Annotated in this window: 15 protein-coding genes and 1 riboswitch; of the genes, 9 read left to right on the top strand and 6 right to left on the bottom strand. The window is 62.3% G+C overall.

Going from position 1 to position 16,858, the window contains the following annotated elements:
• Positions 1-3: 3 nt before the first annotated feature.
• From RB548_RS18060 to RB548_RS18045, 4 genes are all read left to right on the top strand, one after another.
• Complete coding sequence (locus RB548_RS18060; protein WP_331372589.1) at positions 4-417, top strand: RNA-binding S4 domain-containing protein; 414 nt, start codon at positions 4-6, stop codon at positions 415-417.
• A 298-nt stretch (positions 418-715) separates the two neighbouring features.
• Positions 716-1,054: a ferredoxin FdxA gene (gene fdxA, locus RB548_RS18055; RefSeq protein WP_283960910.1), complete on the top strand. Its 339-nt coding sequence runs from the start codon at positions 716-718 to the stop codon at positions 1,052-1,054.
• Between the two features lie 411 nt (positions 1,055-1,465).
• Positions 1,466-2,035, top strand: coding sequence for a CarD family transcriptional regulator (locus RB548_RS18050; protein ID WP_209604301.1), 570 nt, complete (start codon positions 1,466-1,468; stop codon positions 2,033-2,035).
• Positions 2,036-2,510: 475 nt separating this feature from the next.
• Positions 2,511-3,377 (top strand): RNA polymerase factor sigma-32, encoded by an 867-nt coding sequence (locus RB548_RS18045; RefSeq protein ID WP_331372588.1) that lies wholly within the window; start codon positions 2,511-2,513, stop codon positions 3,375-3,377.
• A gap of 127 nt (positions 3,378-3,504) precedes the next feature.
• Here RB548_RS18045 and ampC read toward each other — a convergent pair whose 3' ends face one another.
• The 5 genes from ampC to thiB form a co-directional block, all read right to left on the bottom strand.
• Positions 3,505-4,695 (bottom strand): class C beta-lactamase, encoded by a 1,191-nt coding sequence (gene ampC / locus RB548_RS18040; RefSeq protein WP_331372587.1) that lies wholly within the window; start codon positions 4,693-4,695, stop codon positions 3,505-3,507.
• Between the two features lie 233 nt (positions 4,696-4,928).
• Positions 4,929-6,374 carry a M48 family metalloprotease gene (locus RB548_RS18035; protein WP_456299998.1) on the bottom strand — a complete coding sequence of 482 codons (1,446 nt, stop codon included), beginning with the start codon at positions 6,372-6,374 and terminating at the stop codon, positions 4,929-4,931.
• A gap of 412 nt (positions 6,375-6,786) precedes the next feature.
• Positions 6,787-7,515, bottom strand: a complete 729-nt coding sequence (locus RB548_RS18030; RefSeq protein WP_331372585.1) for a thiamine ABC transporter ATP-binding protein — start codon at positions 7,513-7,515, stop codon at positions 6,787-6,789.
• A complete protein-coding gene (thiP, locus tag RB548_RS18025) occupies positions 7,512-9,116 on the bottom strand; it encodes a thiamine/thiamine pyrophosphate ABC transporter permease ThiP (protein WP_331372584.1) in 1,605 nt (534 codons plus the stop codon). The genes RB548_RS18030 and thiP overlap by 4 nt, the downstream gene beginning before the upstream one ends.
• 31 nt (positions 9,117-9,147) lie before the next feature.
• On the bottom strand, positions 9,148-10,167 hold the full coding sequence (thiB, locus tag RB548_RS18020; RefSeq protein WP_331372583.1) for a thiamine ABC transporter substrate binding subunit: 1,020 nt from the start codon (positions 10,165-10,167) through the stop codon (positions 9,148-9,150).
• Positions 10,168-10,218: 51 nt separating this feature from the next.
• A riboswitch (TPP riboswitch) is annotated at positions 10,219-10,333 on the bottom strand.
• Positions 10,334-10,524: 191 nt separating this feature from the next.
• Here thiB and RB548_RS18015 point away from each other — a divergent pair.
• The 5 genes from RB548_RS18015 to RB548_RS17995 all read left to right on the top strand — a co-directional run bounded on the left by RB548_RS18015 (position 10,525) and on the right by RB548_RS17995 (position 15,465).
• Positions 10,525-11,010, top strand: coding sequence for a GNAT family N-acetyltransferase (locus RB548_RS18015; RefSeq protein ID WP_331372582.1), 486 nt, complete (start codon positions 10,525-10,527; stop codon positions 11,008-11,010).
• Between the two features lie 97 nt (positions 11,011-11,107).
• Positions 11,108-11,758: a thiamine diphosphokinase gene (locus tag RB548_RS18010; RefSeq protein ID WP_331372581.1), complete on the top strand. Its 651-nt coding sequence runs from the start codon at positions 11,108-11,110 to the stop codon at positions 11,756-11,758.
• Positions 11,759-11,762: 4 nt separating this feature from the next.
• Positions 11,763-13,589: an ABC-F family ATP-binding cassette domain-containing protein gene (locus tag RB548_RS18005; RefSeq protein ID WP_331372580.1), complete on the top strand. Its 1,827-nt coding sequence runs from the start codon at positions 11,763-11,765 to the stop codon at positions 13,587-13,589.
• A gap of 149 nt (positions 13,590-13,738) precedes the next feature.
• The gene (locus tag RB548_RS18000) at positions 13,739-14,230 is read left to right on the top strand and encodes a MarR family winged helix-turn-helix transcriptional regulator (protein ID WP_331372579.1); all 492 of its coding nucleotides are present in this window, start codon (positions 13,739-13,741) and stop codon (positions 14,228-14,230) included.
• Positions 14,227-15,465, top strand: a complete 1,239-nt coding sequence (locus RB548_RS17995) for a multidrug effflux MFS transporter (protein ID WP_331372578.1) — start codon at positions 14,227-14,229, stop codon at positions 15,463-15,465. Before RB548_RS18000 ends, RB548_RS17995 begins: the two co-directional genes overlap by 4 nt.
• Before the next feature lie 70 nt (positions 15,466-15,535).
• Here RB548_RS17995 and RB548_RS17990 read toward each other — a convergent pair whose 3' ends face one another.
• On the bottom strand, positions 15,536-16,753 hold the full coding sequence (locus tag RB548_RS17990) for an argininosuccinate synthase (RefSeq protein WP_331372577.1): 1,218 nt from the start codon (positions 16,751-16,753) through the stop codon (positions 15,536-15,538).
• Positions 16,754-16,858 lie beyond the last annotated feature (105 nt).

The raw sequence follows: 16,858 nt of genomic DNA, 5'->3' as shown, positions 1-16,858 counted from the left end.
GCAATGGAGAAACAGCCAGCGTCCGCGCCTGCATCTCGCCAGAGGCTCGACAAGTGGCTGTTCTTCGCGCGGCTGATCAAATCGCGCTCGCTTGCCCAGAAGGCGATCGAGGCCGGTCATGTCGCGGTCAATGGCGCGCGGGTGACGCAATCCTCCGCTCAGGTCAAGACCGGCGATACGCTCGAATTGTCGCTGGAGCGACGGGACCTCGTCGTTCGCGTGCTCCTACCCGGGACGCGGCGGGGACCCTATGAGGAGGCCCGCCTGCTCTACGACGACCTGACCCCGCCAGCCTCCTCTCAGAGGCTCACGGCCTTCGAACAGGCGACGCGTGAACGGGGTGCCGGGCGCCCGACGAAGCGGGAGCGGCGCGACACGGATCGGCTCAAACCCGACTTCGGCGAGGGGGACGATTGAGCAGAGAGCGGCGGTTTTCGTGCCGCCTCGCCCCGTGAAAATCGGTCAAATCCGCGATTTTGGATGGAAGCGATCGAAAATCATTCCACTCTGGAAAACTCTGCCCGCTTCCCGCTCAACGGCGCATGGATTATTCTTGCAAAGGGCACTCAAAGCCGTTACCTGACAAGCCACGTTGAATGGCATTCGGGTCTGCTTCGGCAGCTATGCGCGTCGGACATTCCTAGCATGCACGGACGATGGGCATCACCGTTGATTGCCGTCTGCCATCAAATGTGAGCATTGGCTGGAGTACCTCATGACGTATGTCGTGACCGACAATTGCATACGCTGCAAGTATACGGACTGCGTGGAAGTCTGCCCGGTGGACTGCTTCTATGAAGGCGAGAATTTCCTCGTCATTCACCCCGATGAGTGCATCGATTGCGGGGTGTGCGAACCGGAATGTCCCGCCGAGGCGATCAAGCCGGATACCGAGCCGGGCCTTGACATGTGGTTGAAATTGAACGCCGATTTTGCGACGAAGTGGCCGAATATCACGGTGAAGCGGGATCCTTTGCCGGAGGCCAAGGAGATGGACGGCGTCGAGGGAAAATACGAGAAGTATTTCTCTGCTGAGCCGGGACAGGGCGATTGACGCAATCGTCCGCGCTCGGTTCGCCGACGCTGACGAAACGGATACAAAGCGAGGGCCGAAATCTGGGGAAATCCGGCCTCAGCCTCACAATTGTGTGCGTGGCAGCTTGATCGCTGCCATGCAGCAAATTATTGATTTGCGCACTTTTTTGTGATAGCTTTCTATTACTGATCCACCGAGGGTGTTTTTGCGCGCCCGAAAACCATCACGAAAGCAAACGATTTCCACGGCGCGGCTCTTCCCAAATACGCAACGTTCCGTTGCCTGTGACCGCGATCTATGAGGCGTTTGCGTTCCGTTGGACGGACCAGGATTGACCCCACCCGGCGGTATCCCCGTCTATCCCGGGCCTGACCGACCCGGCCCCGGCCTTTGAGAGGCCGGGTGCGCAATAGGGAGTTTTTGAAACGAATGACGACCCAGCAGAAAAAATCTTCAACGCGCCAAGGCTTCAAGACCGGTGAATCGATCGTATATCCGGCTCATGGTGTTGGCCAGATCGTTGCGATTGAGGAGCAGGAAGTCGCTGGCATGAAGCTCGAGCTTTTTGTCATCGATTTCGAGAAGGACAAGATGCGTCTCAAGGTGCCGGTGGCGAAAGCCGTCAGCATCGGCATGCGCAAGCTGTCCGAAACCGATTTCGTCGATCGTGCGCTGAAGGTCGTGCAGGGCAAGGCACGCGTGAAGCGGACCATGTGGTCCCGTCGTGCCCAGGAATACGATGCCAAGATCAATTCCGGCGACCTTATCTCCATCGCGGAGGTGGTGCGCGATCTCTATCGTGCGGAAAACCAGCCCGAACAGTCCTATTCCGAACGCCAGCTTTATGAAGCCGCTCTTGATCGCATGGCGCGCGAAATCGCTGCCGTCAACAAGATGTCGGAAACGGAGGCGGTACGCCTCGTCGAAGCCAACCTGAACAAGGGGCCGAAGCGCGGCAAGGCCATCGACGAAGACGATACCCAGGACGAGGCCGCTTAAAGCCGCAGTCCCACACAACCAAAACCCAAGAGCCCGGCCTCGCGCCGGGCTTTTTCTTTGTCCGTTGTTGCATGTTCCTGAAATCGCAACCGATTCAAGGACGAAAAAGCCATGCGGCATTCAACGTGCTGCAGCGTCCTCTGGGCATCTGACAAGGCGCGCGGCTCTGGACCCCGATCAACGATCGGCTCTTTGCAGAAGCGATCGTTCGGAAATCATCGCAAGCGGGGGAACTTTTTGCGCTGGCACGCGTTAGGATTGGCCGGTACGAAGGTCTTCGCCTTTGCTGCCCGGACGACCTTGGTTCTGTGTTCGTTCACCGTTTCAGGTTCGTATCTTCGATTTAGGGCGCTACACCGGTTCTTCAAGTACGATCCTGGCGCTCGCCGTCCCCCGTCGCCGGATGCTCCGACCAGCGTTTGGCCCTTCGAGTTCAATCGTTAACGGCGCCCCGGCGCCAGCTACGGAGCGACCGATGAAGACCCTTACTGCAGACAGGCGCATGATCAAGATTGCCATGGATGCGCCCTATCTCGAACGCGACGAGGAGCATGCCCTGGCGCAGGCCTGGAGGGACAACAACGATCAGGAGGCGCGCAACAAGATCGCCATGGCGCATATGCGCCTGGTGATCGCCATGGCGGCCAAATTCCGCAGCTTTGGGTTGCCTATGAGCGATCTCGTCCAGGAGGGGCACGTTGGCCTGCTGGAGGCGGCGGCGCGTTTCGAGCCAAGTCGGGACGTTCGCTTCTCGACCTATGCCACCTGGTGGATCCGCGCATCGATGCAGGACTATGTCCTGCGCAACTGGTCGATCGTGCGCGGCGGAACAAGCTCGGCGCAAAAGGCGCTGTTCTTCAACCTCAGGAGATTGCGTGCGCGTCTGGCCCAAGGCGACCGGCAACTGACCTCGCAGGCGATGCATGAGGAGATTGCCGCGGCGCTGGGCGTCAGCCTTGCCGACGTGCAGACGATGGATGCGCGCCTGTCCGGAAGCGACGCGTCGCTACAGGCCCCTGTCGGCCACGGAGACTCGGACGGCGGGGAGCGGCTCGACTTCCTTGCGAGCGAAGCGCCGCTGCCCGACGAACAGGTCAGCGACATGATTGACGGCGAACGTGCTCGGCGCTGGCTTCATATCGCGCTTGGGGAGTTGAGCGAGCGTGAGATGAAGATCATCCGCGCCCGGCGTTTGTCGGAGGACGGCGCGACGCTGGAGGAGCTGGGTGTCGACCTCGGCATCTCGAAGGAGCGCGTCAGGCAGATCGAGACCCGGGCGCTGGAAAAGTTGCGTGCCGCGCTCGCTGCCAGGGCGCCGGCATTGGCTTCCGGGATACACTAACCAACGCGAAACCGCTGCAGAACTCTACTGCATGTCTCCTTAAATCCTAGCCGATTTAAGGACAAAAACATGCAGCAGTTCAAAGTGCTGCAGCGTCCTTCGCGCGCCTGATAAGACGCGCGGCGCTTTAGCGTGCACTCGCCGTTCCGAGCTCACTGTCCAAGGCCGCCAATATTCGATAGGCGACTGTTACGCGAGCCGGAATAGGGTAGTTCCTGTTGGCCAACAAGACGATGCCGATGCCTTTCGCGGGGACGAAGGCGGCATAGGCGCCGAAGCCGTTCGTCGAGCCCGTCTTGTTGATCAGCACGTCTTTTCGCGGTGGCAGTCGCCGCGCAAGCTTGGCCACCTTGTTCGGCTTGAAGCTCAGCTCAGCCGAGTTTCCGGCCAGCAGTTGCTCGAGATCGGCCGGATAGGCATACATCTCCCACCCTAGTCCCTGCGTCATGTCGCCCACCTTGTAGTGGCCGACATGCGTAGCAGCGATCGCCCGCTGGAGCATTTCGTCGAGCTTTGATGCGTCAATATTTGCCTCGACGAAACGAAGCAAATCCGCCGCAGTCGTCTTCACGCCATAGGCTTCCGAGTCCAAAACACCCGGGTTTACTCGGACAGGTTTACCCTCCTTCGAGTAGCCGTAGGCGTAGTCGCCCATGTGATCCTCAGGGACGCTGATAAAGGTCTGGGTAAGGCCAAGCTCCGGGAAAAGCTTCTTCTCCATCAGATCGTCGAACGGCTCGCCCATGCTTTCGGCGGCCAGGTGGCCGAACAGTCCGATACTGGGGTTCGAGTAGACCCGATACGTGCCGGGCTCGTAGCTCGGGCGCCAGCTTCTGAAATAGCTGATCATCTCCTTCGGGTCCGCGACGGAATCCGGAAACTGCAGGGGCAAGCCACCGGCCGTATAGGTGCCGAGTTCGAGCAGCTTGATCCTATCGAAGCTGCTTCCGGCGAGCGCTGGCATATATTTGCTGGCATGATCGGAGAATGAGAGGGCCCCGCGCACTTCAGCGTAGGAGGCAAGGGTCGCTGCGAACGTCTTGCTGATCGAGCCGATCTCGAAGAGCGTCGCGTCGGTGACCTCTTGCCGGCTCTCTTTCGAGGCGACGCCATAGTTATAGACGTATTTCCTTCCCTGAACCGTGACCGCGACAGCCATCCCCGGAATGTCGTATTGCTCCATCAAGGGGCGGATCGCTTCGTTCACGACGCGTTGGAGCGCTACTCGGCCATCGCTGGCGGCCGCGTGGGTCAACGGATTGAAGAAGAGGGATGCGGCCGCGAAAACTTTGAGCGTTGTCGGGCGGAGGCTTCTCATTGAAGATAAATCCTCGTGGCTGTGGCAATCGACAGGATTTGTTCCGAGCGGCCGGCGACGAATCCGATCGCGGCAATTCCCGAAAGGAGCATTCGCCAGCACGTTAAGCGCCGCGCGTCTTATCAGGTGCGCTGTAGCACTTTGAATTGCTGCATGCTCTTATCCTCAATTCGGTTACGATTCAGGGAAACAGGCAGTAGCACGCCGGCCACAGAGAAAAGCTATCCACCACCCTATTCGGAAATGATCTTCACTTTGTCGCCAGGTTTGACGGTGGAGGTGATCTGCATCGCGTTGATCAAGCGGAAGAGATCGAGTTTGCGATCCGTCCCCATCATCCGGGCGGCGAGCGTCGCCATCGTGTCGCCGGATCTCACAGTGACCACGCGAATGCGTAACGGCTTCAGCGATTGAACTTCCGCCCGGGTCATGCGGCGGAAAGAGCTGCGCAGTTGGCTCGCCGCGCTTTCGAGCGCGCTCGATCCTTTGGGTACGGCGGTCAGGAAACGGTAGATGCGGTTGTCGATGCGGATCACGGTGACATCGAAATCCCAGCGATCGGCGGACGCCCGCGCCGTTGCTGCCTCGAGGCCATTGACGGAGATCGGATGAATCGTATCCGGCTGCAAGCCGGTGACCCAGCCGCTGGCGATGTAGTCGGTGAGGCTGCGCCCAGCCGTATCGGCGACCCCGTCGAAGCGGATCGCGATGTCACCCGGGCCGGTCGCGAGCACCGCCTCGGCCTTGTTGTCGATCTGAAAGCCGACCGGCACGTCGAAGCGGATGCCGAGCTGGCCATGCAGGAATGTCTGGCCCCGGACATAACCCTCCTGCGGGCTGTCGCCATAGAGGATGCCATCGATACCGGCCAGATAGTAATCGCGTCCGCGATCACCAATCGTGCCCTCGACGCCAAAGGCGCGCGCGTGGCGGCGCGCCAGTTCGACGCGCTGCGGCGCGTTGGGGTGGCTCGACAGGAAGTCGAGGCTCTGGTCGGCTTCCGGGTCGACCGCCGTGAAGCGGGCGTAGGCCGCCATCGAATCGAGGAAACGGGCGGCGGCGTAGGGGTCGTATCCTGCCTCGCCGAGCATGCGCACGCCGATCACGTCGGCCTGGAGCTCCTGATTGCGCGAGAAGGCGGCGAGCCGCAGCTTGCCGCGGGCAAGCGCCTGTTTCCCAGCCAGATTGGAGGAAAGCACTTCGGAGACGACCCGGCTCGCGATCACCTCGGCCTCTTCGCGCTGCTGGCGCTCGATGCCGTGGTTTGCGGTGACGTGCGCCATCTCGTGCGAGAGCACGGCAGCGACCTCGGAGGCATCGTTGGCAAGCGCCAGGAGACCGCGCGTGACGTAGAGATAACCGCCGGGAAGCGCAAAGGCGTTGATCGCCGGTGAATTGAGAATGGTGATGCGATAGGACTGCTGCGGATTTTCCGAAACCGCCGTCAGCGCGCCGGTGATGCGCGCCACCAGTCGTTCGGTCTTGGCGTCCTTGTATTCGCCGCCGTAGCTCGCGACGATCCGCGGGTGTTCGCGCGCGCCGAGCTGGGCGCGCGGATCGTTCTTCTGCACTTCCTCGACGATCTGCGGATTTGACGACGGCGAAACGGTTGGCTCGTAGGTCTGTTCAATCACCGATTGGCAGGCGGACAGGAGCGCAGTCGCCAGGAATGCAACCATTAATCGTGCATTCTTGCCGCCGCGTCGCGTCGGAATCCGGCCATCGATGACTGTACGCCTAATCATGCCTCAGCCCGTTCCCCTCCGCCGGCGCATGCCACAACTTGAGCGCCGACGTTGAAAAATCCTACTTTTTCAGCCGGATACAGTGTCCCAGCCTGGGTGTTTCAGCCATGATCGTGCTGTAACGATTTCAGCGCCGTCTGCCTAGCTGATCCCCGTAGAAATAGTTGCCCCGTGGTATCACAGCAACGGATGCGCGAACATCGCGCCAACCGTCAGATATTCCGCGCGTCGCACAGCGCGGCGGTCAAATTGTGGCGAACGGCAATTTGGCGAAAAATTCTCTCCTGCGCCGTGTGTGTTTTCAAATGCGCCTTGAATTGCTGCCGTGGCCGGCCGACGGCCAGCCTCATTCGCGGCCGAGGAAGCGGTTGATCGCCGTGATGTCGCGCCGTTCGACAAAACGATCGACGGGGTCATGAGCGATGATACGCCCCCGGTCGAGGAAAAGCACGCTGTCGGCGAGCAGTCTCACATCATCGGGATGATGCGTGATCATCAGGATCGTATTGCCTTCCTCGTCGTGGAGGTCGCGCAAAAGTTCGCGCATTTCCGCTCTCATGCCCGGGTCGAGAGCGGCAAAGGGTTCGTCAAGCAGGAGCAGCGGACGGTGGCGGACGAGCGCACGGGCAAGTGCCACGCGCTGACGTTCGCCGCCGGAAAGCGTCGGCGCCAATCTCCCGCCGAAGCCGTCGAGGCCGACACGCTTCAACGCATCGGCCACCTTGGCGCGGTCGACGGCGGACAGGCGCAGCGCCGGGTTGATGCCGAAGCCGACATTGGTTGCCGCGTCGAGATGGACAAAGAGGTTATGCTCCTGGAAGATGACCGACACCGGGCGTTCGGCCGGCAGGCGCGCCGCCATGTCTTCGCCGAGAATATGAACTGCGCCTTGCCCCGGTTCTTCAAATCCGGCGATGACGTTGAACAGTGTCGACTTCCCAGACCCCGAAGCACCGGCGACCGCGACGATCTGGCCGGGCGGAATCACGCAGTCGAACATGAGCGTCGTCGTTTCGAAACGCACTTCGACGTCCTTGAGTGAAACAGCCGCGGAAACGGAGGCGGGCGAATTCATGCGTCTCTTCCTTCGCGCGCGCCGTTGTCTCCCGCCGTACCGAGCACGGTGAGGACCAGGCAGATGAGGCCGAGGATAAATGCAAGTCCCGCAGCGTCGGCGGTGCGGTAGCTTCCCATGCGGCTGTAGAGCAGCCAAGGCAAGGTTGTCATGTCCTGCGAGCCGAACAGGGCCACTGCCCCAAGATCGCCGAGGGACAAGGCCATGGCGAAAGAGAAGGCCATGAGCAAGGGTCGACGCAGCGGTGGCCAGTCGATCCATCGCAAGCGATGAAAGCCCGCGATACCGAGGCTCGCCGCCAGTCGATCCGTCCGTGCCGCATGGGTGGCCATTGCCGGAGCGAGCACGCGATGGACGAAGGGAAGCGCCATCAGAGCATTGATGGCGATGACGACGGCCGGCGCAAGACGCGCGACATCGCCGACGGGGCGCAACAGCAGGAACCAGCCAGCGCCGAGGATGACCGGCGGCACCAGCAGGACGAAGGAGGTGCTGGCGCCGATCATGCCGGTAAACCCGCGGGCGGCGGCTCCCGCCTGTCGTCGCATCAAGGTAACCTGCTGCGCGCGGATCATCACGGCGGTCGCTCCAACGGCTGTCGCGCCCGAAAGAAAAGCAATCACAGCGCTGGTGGCGAAGGCACGGTGTACGGCAGCATCGCGGGCGAGCCTCGGCAAGTCCGCCTGCAGGCCGGAATAGGCGATCGCGGCGAACGGCAGTCCGACGAAAGCGAGCGCAAGGATGAGCCAGAGCCCGTCGGCGAGTCGTGACCGGCCACTCACGCCGTCGAACCGCCTCATTGCCTTGCCGGTCGTCTCGCTCTCCGGCGGTGGCGGCGCCAGCACCTTCAGAACGAGAAGCAGGGCACCCGTCAAGGCGACCTGAAGGCCGGAAAGGGCGATCGCACGCGGCGGGTCGAAATCGAAGCGCAACGCCTGATAGATCGCCACTTCGATCGTGCTTGCCGCAGGTCCCCCGCCGAGTGTCAGCACGAGCGTGAAACTGGTGGCGCAGAGCATGAAGATGAGACCGGCGATGCCCGGCAACAGCCCTCGGATCGCCGGCCATTCGATGAAGCGGAAGATTGCGACCGAGGGCATGCCGAGATTGGCGGTGGTACGCCAGTATTCGCCCGGAATCCGCTCGATCCCCGCAAGCATCAGCCGCGCCGCAAGCGGCATGTTGAAGAAGACGTGGGCGAGAAGAATGCCGAAAAGCCCATAGATGCTGATCGGATCGTTGAGCCCGATCGCGACGAGGACGGTATTGAGAAAGCCTTGCCGGCCCCAGACCTGAATGAGGCCGAGCGCTGCGACGAGAGCGGGCAGGCCGAGCGGCAGCGCCATCAGCCGCAGCAGCCAGATGCGGCCGGGAAAACTTGCCTGCCGGGCAAGCGCACGCGCCACCGGGATCGCGAATAGAACGGAGAGGATCGTCGAGAGGCTCGCCTGAAGCAGCGTGAAGCGGGTGACGCGCCAGACATAGGCGTCGAACGGGGCGCCGGCATAACCACCGCTCGACTGCGCGAGGAGGGCGACGACGGCGAGGGCGACGAACAGCAGAATGCCGCCGAGGCTGAAGGCCCCGGCGGCTATCGTCATCCGTCTTTCGGTAGCACCGGACAAGCCTGCCTCAGTTCTTGCTCATGGCCGCCAGCCATTCGTCGATCCACGCCTTGCGATTGGCGGCGACCTCCTCGGAAGACATCAGGAATGTCTTTTCCGGCTTGACGAGCTTGCCGAAGGCGTCCGGCAGGGGTTCCTTGGTTTCCGCAACCGGCATCATCCAGTTGGTCGTCGGAATGATCGACTGGAATTCCGGACCGGTCATGAAGGCCAGAAACTCTTTGGCGAGTTCCGGTTCCTTGGTGTTCTTCGTCACGCCGGCCACTTCGATCTGGATGTAGTGGCCCTCGGCGAAGGGCGCGGCCTGATAGCGTTCGGTGTTTTCCGCCACCATGTGATAGGCGGGCGAGGTGGTGTAGGACAGCACCATCGGCGCTTCGCCCTTGGTGAAGAGGCCGTAGGCTTCCGACCAGCCGGGGGTCACGGTCAACACCCGGTCCTTGAGCTTGGCCCAGGCGGCGGCTGCCTCGTCCCCATAGACCGATTTCACCCAGAGCAGCAGCCCGAGGCCCGGTGTCGAGGTGCGGGGATCCTCGATGACGATCTTTTGCGAAGGATCGCCGTCGACCAGTTCTTTCAGGCTCTTCGGCGGGGTCTTCACGGTTTCGGTATCGTAGATCACGGCGAAATGGCCGTAGTCATACGGAACGAAAGTGTCGTCGGAGAAGCCGCCCGGAACCTTCAAGGCGGCGGTGTCGAGATCGTGCGGGGCGAAAAAGCCCGTCGCCTTGGCTTCCGCGACGAGGTTGGTGTCGAGACCGAGCACGATGTCCGCCTTCGATTGCTCGCCTTCGAGCTTCAGTCGCGTCAGAAGCTCGACACCATCGGCGACGCCGACATAATTGACCTCGCAGTCGCAGGTTTTCTCGAAGGCCTCGGCGGCTTTCGCGCCAGGGCCCCATTCGCTGATGAAACTCTCATAGGTGTAGATCGTCAGCGTCTTTTCGGCGGCACTGGCGCCGAACGGCAAAGTCGCGGCCGTCGCCGCAATCGCCAGCCGGCGAAGCAATTTGGTGTAAATGGACATGACGGGCACCTCTCTCCCTTTTGTTGATGTTGCGGGAAAAGGAGGCGCATCGGTCCGATCGCTTCTAATCCCTCCGCCGGTATGAGCCGGATCAGGTTCCGCGGGTTGGCTTGAGCCTCTCAGCCTTGGTTCCGCAAGCGGACCGAAGGCACCCCGTTAGAGCAGCAAAGATTTAGCTTTCGGCGGCAGGTCTGGCAAGCCGAGTTTCGGCGGAAACATTTGCCGTCCAAGCCATCTGCGCTATTAGACCAAACACTTGTCGGCGGCGTTTGTTCGTCTCCTGCAGCAATTCAAAGTGCAACAGCGTCCTTTGCGCGTCTGATCAGACGCGCGGCGCCGTAGTGGGGAGGTATTCTCATGCCAGACATGCTCGTTCGTCTCTATGCCTTGCCTGAAAGGCGTGCTTCCCGGCTCGGTCCTGGCATCAGCATTCGCCGGGCGATGGCTCCGGAACGCGGTATCGTGCTCGCCTGGATCGAAGAACGGTTCGGCGCCGGCTGGGCAGGTGAGGCCGAGGCTGCCTTCTCCTCAACCCCGACGCGGATCCATGTCGCCGTCCACGAAGGCCGGATCGTCGGCTTCGCCTGCCATGACGTGACGGCGCTTGGTTTCTTCGGGCCGACAGGCGTCGACGAGGCGATGCGTGGTCAGGGGATCGGCGAGGCACTGCTTATCGAAAGCCTGATGGCGATGCGCACCGCCGGCTACGGCTACGCCATCATCGGCGGTGTCGGTCCCGCGGATTTCTACGCCCGCACCGTCGGCGCGGTGGAGATACCGGATTCGACGCCCGGCATTTATGCCGGCATGCTTTTTCCCGGTGAAGCTCCGCCGGAGGACTGATCGCCGGAGACGCAGCCGCCGAAAAGCGCAGCCTTGCCGCCGCAAAATGGCTTTCGGCCTTTTCCTTTGTCGTCCCTTTGCGCTATGGGCTTCTGCCATGGCCCAACAGACCTTCACCATCCTTCTCGGGGGCGCGCTCACCCGCACCGAGCGGCTCGCAAAGCAGCTTTCCGGCAGTCGCTTCATCGCGGCCGACGGTGGCATGCGCCATGCGAAGGCGCTTGGTATCGTTCCCGAGCTCTGGGTCGGCGACTTCGATTCGACTGACGACGCGTTGCTGGCCGCATTCGCCGCGGTGCCGCGCGAGCGCTATCCGGCGGCCAAGAGCGCGACCGACGGCGAGATCGGGGTCGAGGCGGCGCTTGCGCGGGGCGCAACGTCGCTGATCTTCGTCGGAGCGCTTGGCGGCACCAGAAGCGACCATGCCTTCCTGCATCTGCTGCGCGCCGTGGCGATCGCCGAAGAGGGGTTGCCGGTGCTGATGACCTCCGGCGAGGAGGAGGCCCATCCCTTGTTGCCCGGTTCCCGCGAGATCGACCTACCCAAGGGCAGCCTTTTTTCGATTCTCGGACTCAGCGCACTTTCCGGTCTTTCCATCGACAATGCGCGTTATCCGCTCGATGACTTCGCGCTGCCCTTCGGCTCGTCACGGACCATTTCCAACGTTGCGGAGGGGCCGGTCCGCTTTTCCTTGAAATCCGGCCGGGCGGTCATTCTCGCTCGACCCTATGATCTTTCCGGAGCCTGAAACCTTGGCGCCACCCATTCTGAAGCTTGATAACATTTTCCTGACCTTCGGTGGCACGCCGCTGCTTGCCGGCGCCAACCTGCAGGTCGAGCCCGGCGACCGCATCTGCCTCGTGGGCCGCAACGGCTCGGGCAAGTCGACGCTGATGAAGACGGCCGCCGGTCTCGTCGAGCCGCAATCGGGTGAAATCTTCCGCCATCCCTCGGCGACGGTGCGCTACCTGCACCAGGCACCGGATTTCGAAGGCTTCGACACGGTCCAGGCCTATGCGGAAGCGGGGCTCGGCCCAAGCGATGATCCCTATCGCGCCGCCTATCTGCTGCAGCATCTGGGGCTGACGGGGGAGGAGGATCCAAGGCGACTTTCGGGCGGCGAGGCGCGGCGCGCCGCACTTGCCCGCGTGCTGGCGCCGGAGCCCGACATCCTGCTCCTCGATGAGCCGACCAACCATCTCGACCTTCCGACAATCGAATGGCTGGAAGACGAGCTCGTCCGCAGCCGCTCGGCGCTGGTGCTCATCTCGCACGACCGGCGCTTCCTCGAAAAGGCTTCGACGGCGACGGTCTGGCTCGATCGCGGCCAGTCGCGCCGGCTCGATCGCGGCTTTGCCCATTTCGAGGCATGGCGTGACGAGGTGCTCGAGGCCGAGGAGCTGGAGCAGCATAAGCTCGGCAAGGCGATCGAGCGCGAGGAGCACTGGTTGCGCTACGGCGTCACCGCAAGGCGCAAGCGCAACATGCGCCGTCTCGGCGAGTTGCAGGACATGCGGGCGCGCTATCGCGGCCACAAGGGACCGCAGGGCACGGTTCAGGCGACGGCCGCCGATGCCAGGGAATCCGGCAAACTGGTCATCGAGGCGGAAAAGATCACCAAGGCCTATGGCGATCGCACGATCGTCGCGCCCTTCTCGATCCGCGTGCACCGCGGCGACCGGATCGGCCTCGTCGGCCCGAACGGCGCCGGTAAGACGACACTGCTCAAGCTTCTGACCGGCCAGATCGAGCCGGACTCCGGAACCGTCAAGCTCGGCACCAATCTCGAGATGGCGACGCTCGATCAGAAGCGCGAGGACCTGAAACTCGACGATACGCTTTCGCATTACCTGACCGACGGGCGCGGGGAGACCCTTCTCGTTAACGGCGAGCAGCGCCACGTCACCGGCTACATGAAAGACTTCCTCTTTCAGCCGGAGCAGGCCCGCACCCCTATCCGCGAGCTTTCGGGCGGCGAGCGTGCGCGGTTGATGCTGGCGCGCATCATGGCGCGCGCCACCAATCTCCTGATCCTCGACGAGCCGACCAACGATCTCGACATCGAAACACTCGATCTCCTGCAGGAGATCGTCGCCGGATTCGCGGGCACGGTAATCCTCGTCAGCCACGACCGCGACTTTCTCGACCGCACGGTGACCTCGACCATCGCGCCGGCCAATCCGGAGGCGCCGGACGGCCGCTGGATCGAATATGCCGGCGGTTATTCCGACATGATGGCGCAGCGCAAAGGCGCAATCGAGGACAGGCGGAAGGTCGAAAAGTCGGAGAAAGCCAGATCGACCGACGTTCCTGCGGCTGCATCCGAAGCGCCGAAGGCCAAGAGCAAGCTCTCCTACAAGCAGAAGTTCGCGCTCGAAAACCTTCCGAAGGAGATAGCCAAGGCCGAAGCGGAGATCGCGAAACGGGAAGAGAGGATGCACGATCCCGATCTGTTTTCGAAGGATCCGAACGGCTTCGCCAAAATCGCTGCTGAACTGGAAAAGCTGAGAGAAGGGCTCGCGCGGATGGAAGAAGAATGGCTGGAGCTGGAGATGCTGCGCGAAGAGCTCGAAGGCTGAGATCGTTCTCCAGACACGACAAGACCCCTCCGCCAAGGGGAGGGTTTTGATTGGGCCGCTACTGTAGGCGGGCACCACGCATCCCCACATTGAACGCGTCCAAGGAATATGATAAGTAAAACTTACTATATTCCTTGTGAACGATTGAGATGCCGAGAAAACTTGAATCCGAAACGATCGGGATGCTGCTCAACGACGTCTCGCGGCTGCTCCGCGGTGCCTTCGACCGCAAGGTCAACGCCATGCAGCTCGGGATCACGCCCGGCGAAGCGCGCACGCTGATCCAGGTCGCCACGACGGAAGGCATCAAGCAGGCGGAAATCGCCACGCGAATGGGTATCGAACCGATGACGCTCTCGGCCTATCTCGATCGCCTGGAAGCGCTGGGGCTTGTCGCGCGGGTGCCGGATCCGGCCGACCGGCGCGCCAAGAACGTCGTCGTCAGCGATCGGGCCGATGCGCTCATCGACGAGATGATGGCGGGCCTACGCGAGATGATGGGCGCCTATACCGAGGGCTTGGGCGAGGGGGGGCTGGAACTGTTGCGTGGCAATCTCCGGATCCTGCGCGACAACCTTCGCCGACTCGATCCCTGCCTTGCCGGCAAGGAAAGCAATAGGGATAAAGGGGCAGCCGAATGACGCTCAGGATGAGCGAGCGGCGCACGAGCATCATCGGCGCGTTCCTGGTGGCGCTTGGCCCGGTTTCCATGGCGCTCTATACGCCGGCCATGCCGGAACTCGTTCGCGCCTTCGCCACCAGCGAGGCGGCGATCAAAATGACGCTGTCGCTCTATTTCGGCGGCTTCGCCTTTGCCCAGCTCGTCTCGGGCACGCTCTCCGACGTCATAGGACGCCGCTCGGCGACGTTGATCTTCATGGCGATCTATCTTGCCGGCAGCCTGATGGCGGCCTTCGCCCCCTCGGTCGGCGTCTTGCTCGCCGGGCGCCTGGTGCAGGGGGCCGGCGCCTCCGTCGGCATGACGGTGGCGCGCGCCATCGTGCGCGACCAGTTCACCGGCACCCCCGCCGCCCGCATCATGAACATGATCGGCATGATGCTGGCGCTCGGTCCTGCGGTTTCGCCGACGCTCGGCGGCATCGCGCTCGGGCTCTTCGGCTGGCAGTCGATCTTCTTCCTGATGGTTGGTTTCGCCCTGATGGCGTGCTTCACCGTGCAGTTCTTCATGGTGGAAACGGTGACGCCGGACCGCAGCAAGGGGCATTTGCGGCCGATTCTCGGGGCTTATGGCGAATTGCTGACGGACAGTCGCTTCGTGTCCTCGACGTTTGTGATCGCCGGTGCTGTCGGCGCGCTTTACGCATGGGCGACCATGCTGCCCTTCGTGCTAATCGGGCAAGTGGGCCTGACGCCGACCGAATTCGGGGTCGGCATGCTCATGCAATCGGGCCTCTTCTTCTCGGGCACCGTCACGGTGCGGCTCCTGATGCGGCGTTTCACGCCGCAGGCGCTCGTGCCTGCTGGCCTCGCCTTCATCGGTATGGCCAGCCTTGTCCTCTCCTTCACCATGCATGCGCTCGAGCCGACCTTCCTCTCGGTGATGGCGCCGGTCGGCATCTACGCTTTCGGCATTGCTTTTGTGATGCCCTACATGATGACAGCCTGCATGGTGCCCTTCCCGCATATCGCCGGCACGGCATCGGCCATGATGGGCTTCATTCAGATGAGCTCGGGGCTCATCGGCGGGGCGCTCGCCGCTCTCGTCGGCGCCCCGGCGCTGGCGCTCGGCACGATCATTCCGGGTTTCGGTCTCATCTCGATAGCGAGCTATTTCTGGTATCGAAGGACCGTGCGTTCGAGGCCGCTCATCGCGCCGACAGCGTCCGACGACAAGCTGCGCGAAGCGGCGGAATAAGCAAGCTGCCAACCAGAAGCCGCGGCAGGTTGTCCGCCGCGGCTTCTGGTTCGATTGGTCTTGCCAGCTTTTAACGGTTGCGCGCCGCAAGCGTGCGCAGGCGCAGCGCGTTGAGCTTGATGAAGCCGGCGGCGTCCTTCTGGTCGTAGGCGCCCTGGTCGTCCTCGAAGGTGACGAGCTTGTCGGAATAGAGCGACTTCGCGCTCTCGCGGCCGGTGACCATGACGTTGCCCTTGTAGAGCTTCAGCGTCACTTCGCCTTCGACATGCTCTTGGCTCTTGTCGATCGCCGCCTGCAGCATTTCGCGTTCCGGTGAGAACCAGAAACCGTAGTAGATGAGCTCGGCATAACGCGGCATCAGCTCGTCCTTGAGGTGGGCGGCGCCGCGATCGAGCGTGATGCTTTCGATCGCGCGATGCGCCGCCAGCAGGATGGTGCCGCCGGGGGTTTCGTAGACGCCGCGCGACTTCATGCCGACGAAGCGGTTTTCGACGAGGTCGATGCGGCCGATGCCATTGTCACGGCCATATTCATTGAGCTTGGCAAGCAAAGTCGCCGGCGACATGCGCACGCCATTGATCGAAACGGCGTCGCCGCGCTCGAAGCCAACCTTGATGACGGTCGCCTTGTCGGGCGCGGCTTCCGGCGAAATCGTGCGCATATGAACATATTCCGGGGCTTCCTGCGCCGGGTCTTCGAGCACCTTGCCCTCGGAGGAGGAGTGCAACAGGTTGGCGTCGACGGAGAAGGGCGCTTCGCCCTTCTTGTCCTTGGCGACCGGGATCTGGTGCTTTTCGGCAAATTCGAGCAGATCCGTGCGGCTCTTGAACGACCAGTCGCGCCAGGGCGCGATGATCTTGATGCCCGGGTTCAAGGCATAGGCCGACAGCTCGAAGCGGACCTGGTCGTTGCCCTTGCCGGTCGCGCCATGGGCAATCGCGTCGGCGCCGGTCTTTTTGGCGATGTCGATGAGATGCTTGGAGATCAGCGGACGGGCGATCGAGGTGCCGAGCAGGTAGACGCCCTCATAGACGGCATTGGCGCGGAACATCGGGAAGACGAAGTCACGCACGAACTCCTCGCGCACGTCCTCGATGTAGATTTCCTTGATGCCGAGCATCTCGGCCTTCTTGCGCGCCGGCTCCAGTTCCTCGCCCTGGCCGAGATCGGCGGTGAAGGTCACCACTTCGGCGCCGAGTTCCGTCTGCAGCCACTTGAGGATGATCGAGGTGTCGAGACCGCCGGAATAGGCGAGAACGACCTTCTTCACGTCTTTATGCGATGCCATGGGTTCTGTCCGTCTGCTCTGGGAAGGGCGGCAATGCCGCGTGCAAAATCTGCGGCACTTTAGCCAGAACTTGAAGGGATACAAGCATTACAGTACCCCGCGCCG

It is taken from the genome of Sinorhizobium chiapasense (genome assembly GCF_036488675.1).
GTDB lineage: Bacteria > Pseudomonadota > Alphaproteobacteria > Rhizobiales > Rhizobiaceae > Sinorhizobium > Sinorhizobium chiapasense.
The sequence above is the reverse complement of the archived record's forward strand: the minus strand, read 5'-3'. Positions and strand labels throughout refer to the sequence as shown.

Bases quoted from the DNA above. Each gene is read 5' to 3' on its own strand.
- RB548_RS18045 (WP_331372588.1), top strand. From the start codon at position 2,511: ATGAAGACCCTTACTGCAGACAGGCGCATGATCAAGATTGCCATGGAT.
- RB548_RS18050 (WP_209604301.1), top strand. From the start codon at position 1,466: ATGACGACCCAGCAGAAAAAATCTTCAACGCGCCAAGGCTTCAAGACC.
- fdxA (WP_283960910.1), top strand. From the start codon at position 716: ATGACGTATGTCGTGACCGACAATTGCATACGCTGCAAGTATACGGAC.
- thiP (WP_331372584.1), bottom strand. From the start codon at position 9,116: ATGACGATAGCCGCCGGGGCCTTCAGCCTCGGCGGCATTCTGCTGTTC.
- RB548_RS18030 (WP_331372585.1), bottom strand. From the start codon at position 7,515: ATGAATTCGCCCGCCTCCGTTTCCGCGGCTGTTTCACTCAAGGACGTC.
- RB548_RS18015 (WP_331372582.1), top strand. From the start codon at position 10,525: ATGCCAGACATGCTCGTTCGTCTCTATGCCTTGCCTGAAAGGCGTGCT.
- thiB (WP_331372583.1), bottom strand. From the start codon at position 10,167: ATGTCCATTTACACCAAATTGCTTCGCCGGCTGGCGATTGCGGCGACG.
- RB548_RS18000 (WP_331372579.1), top strand. From the start codon at position 13,739: ATGCCGAGAAAACTTGAATCCGAAACGATCGGGATGCTGCTCAACGAC.
- RB548_RS17990 (WP_331372577.1), bottom strand. From the start codon at position 16,753: ATGGCATCGCATAAAGACGTGAAGAAGGTCGTTCTCGCCTATTCCGGC.
- RB548_RS18060 (WP_331372589.1), top strand. From the start codon at position 4: ATGGAGAAACAGCCAGCGTCCGCGCCTGCATCTCGCCAGAGGCTCGAC.
- ampC (WP_331372587.1), bottom strand. From the start codon at position 4,695: ATGAGAAGCCTCCGCCCGACAACGCTCAAAGTTTTCGCGGCCGCATCC.
- RB548_RS18035 (WP_456299998.1), bottom strand. From the start codon at position 6,374: ATGGTTGCATTCCTGGCGACTGCGCTCCTGTCCGCCTGCCAATCGGTG.
- RB548_RS18010 (WP_331372581.1), top strand. From the start codon at position 11,108: ATGGCCCAACAGACCTTCACCATCCTTCTCGGGGGCGCGCTCACCCGC.
- RB548_RS17995 (WP_331372578.1), top strand. From the start codon at position 14,227: ATGACGCTCAGGATGAGCGAGCGGCGCACGAGCATCATCGGCGCGTTC.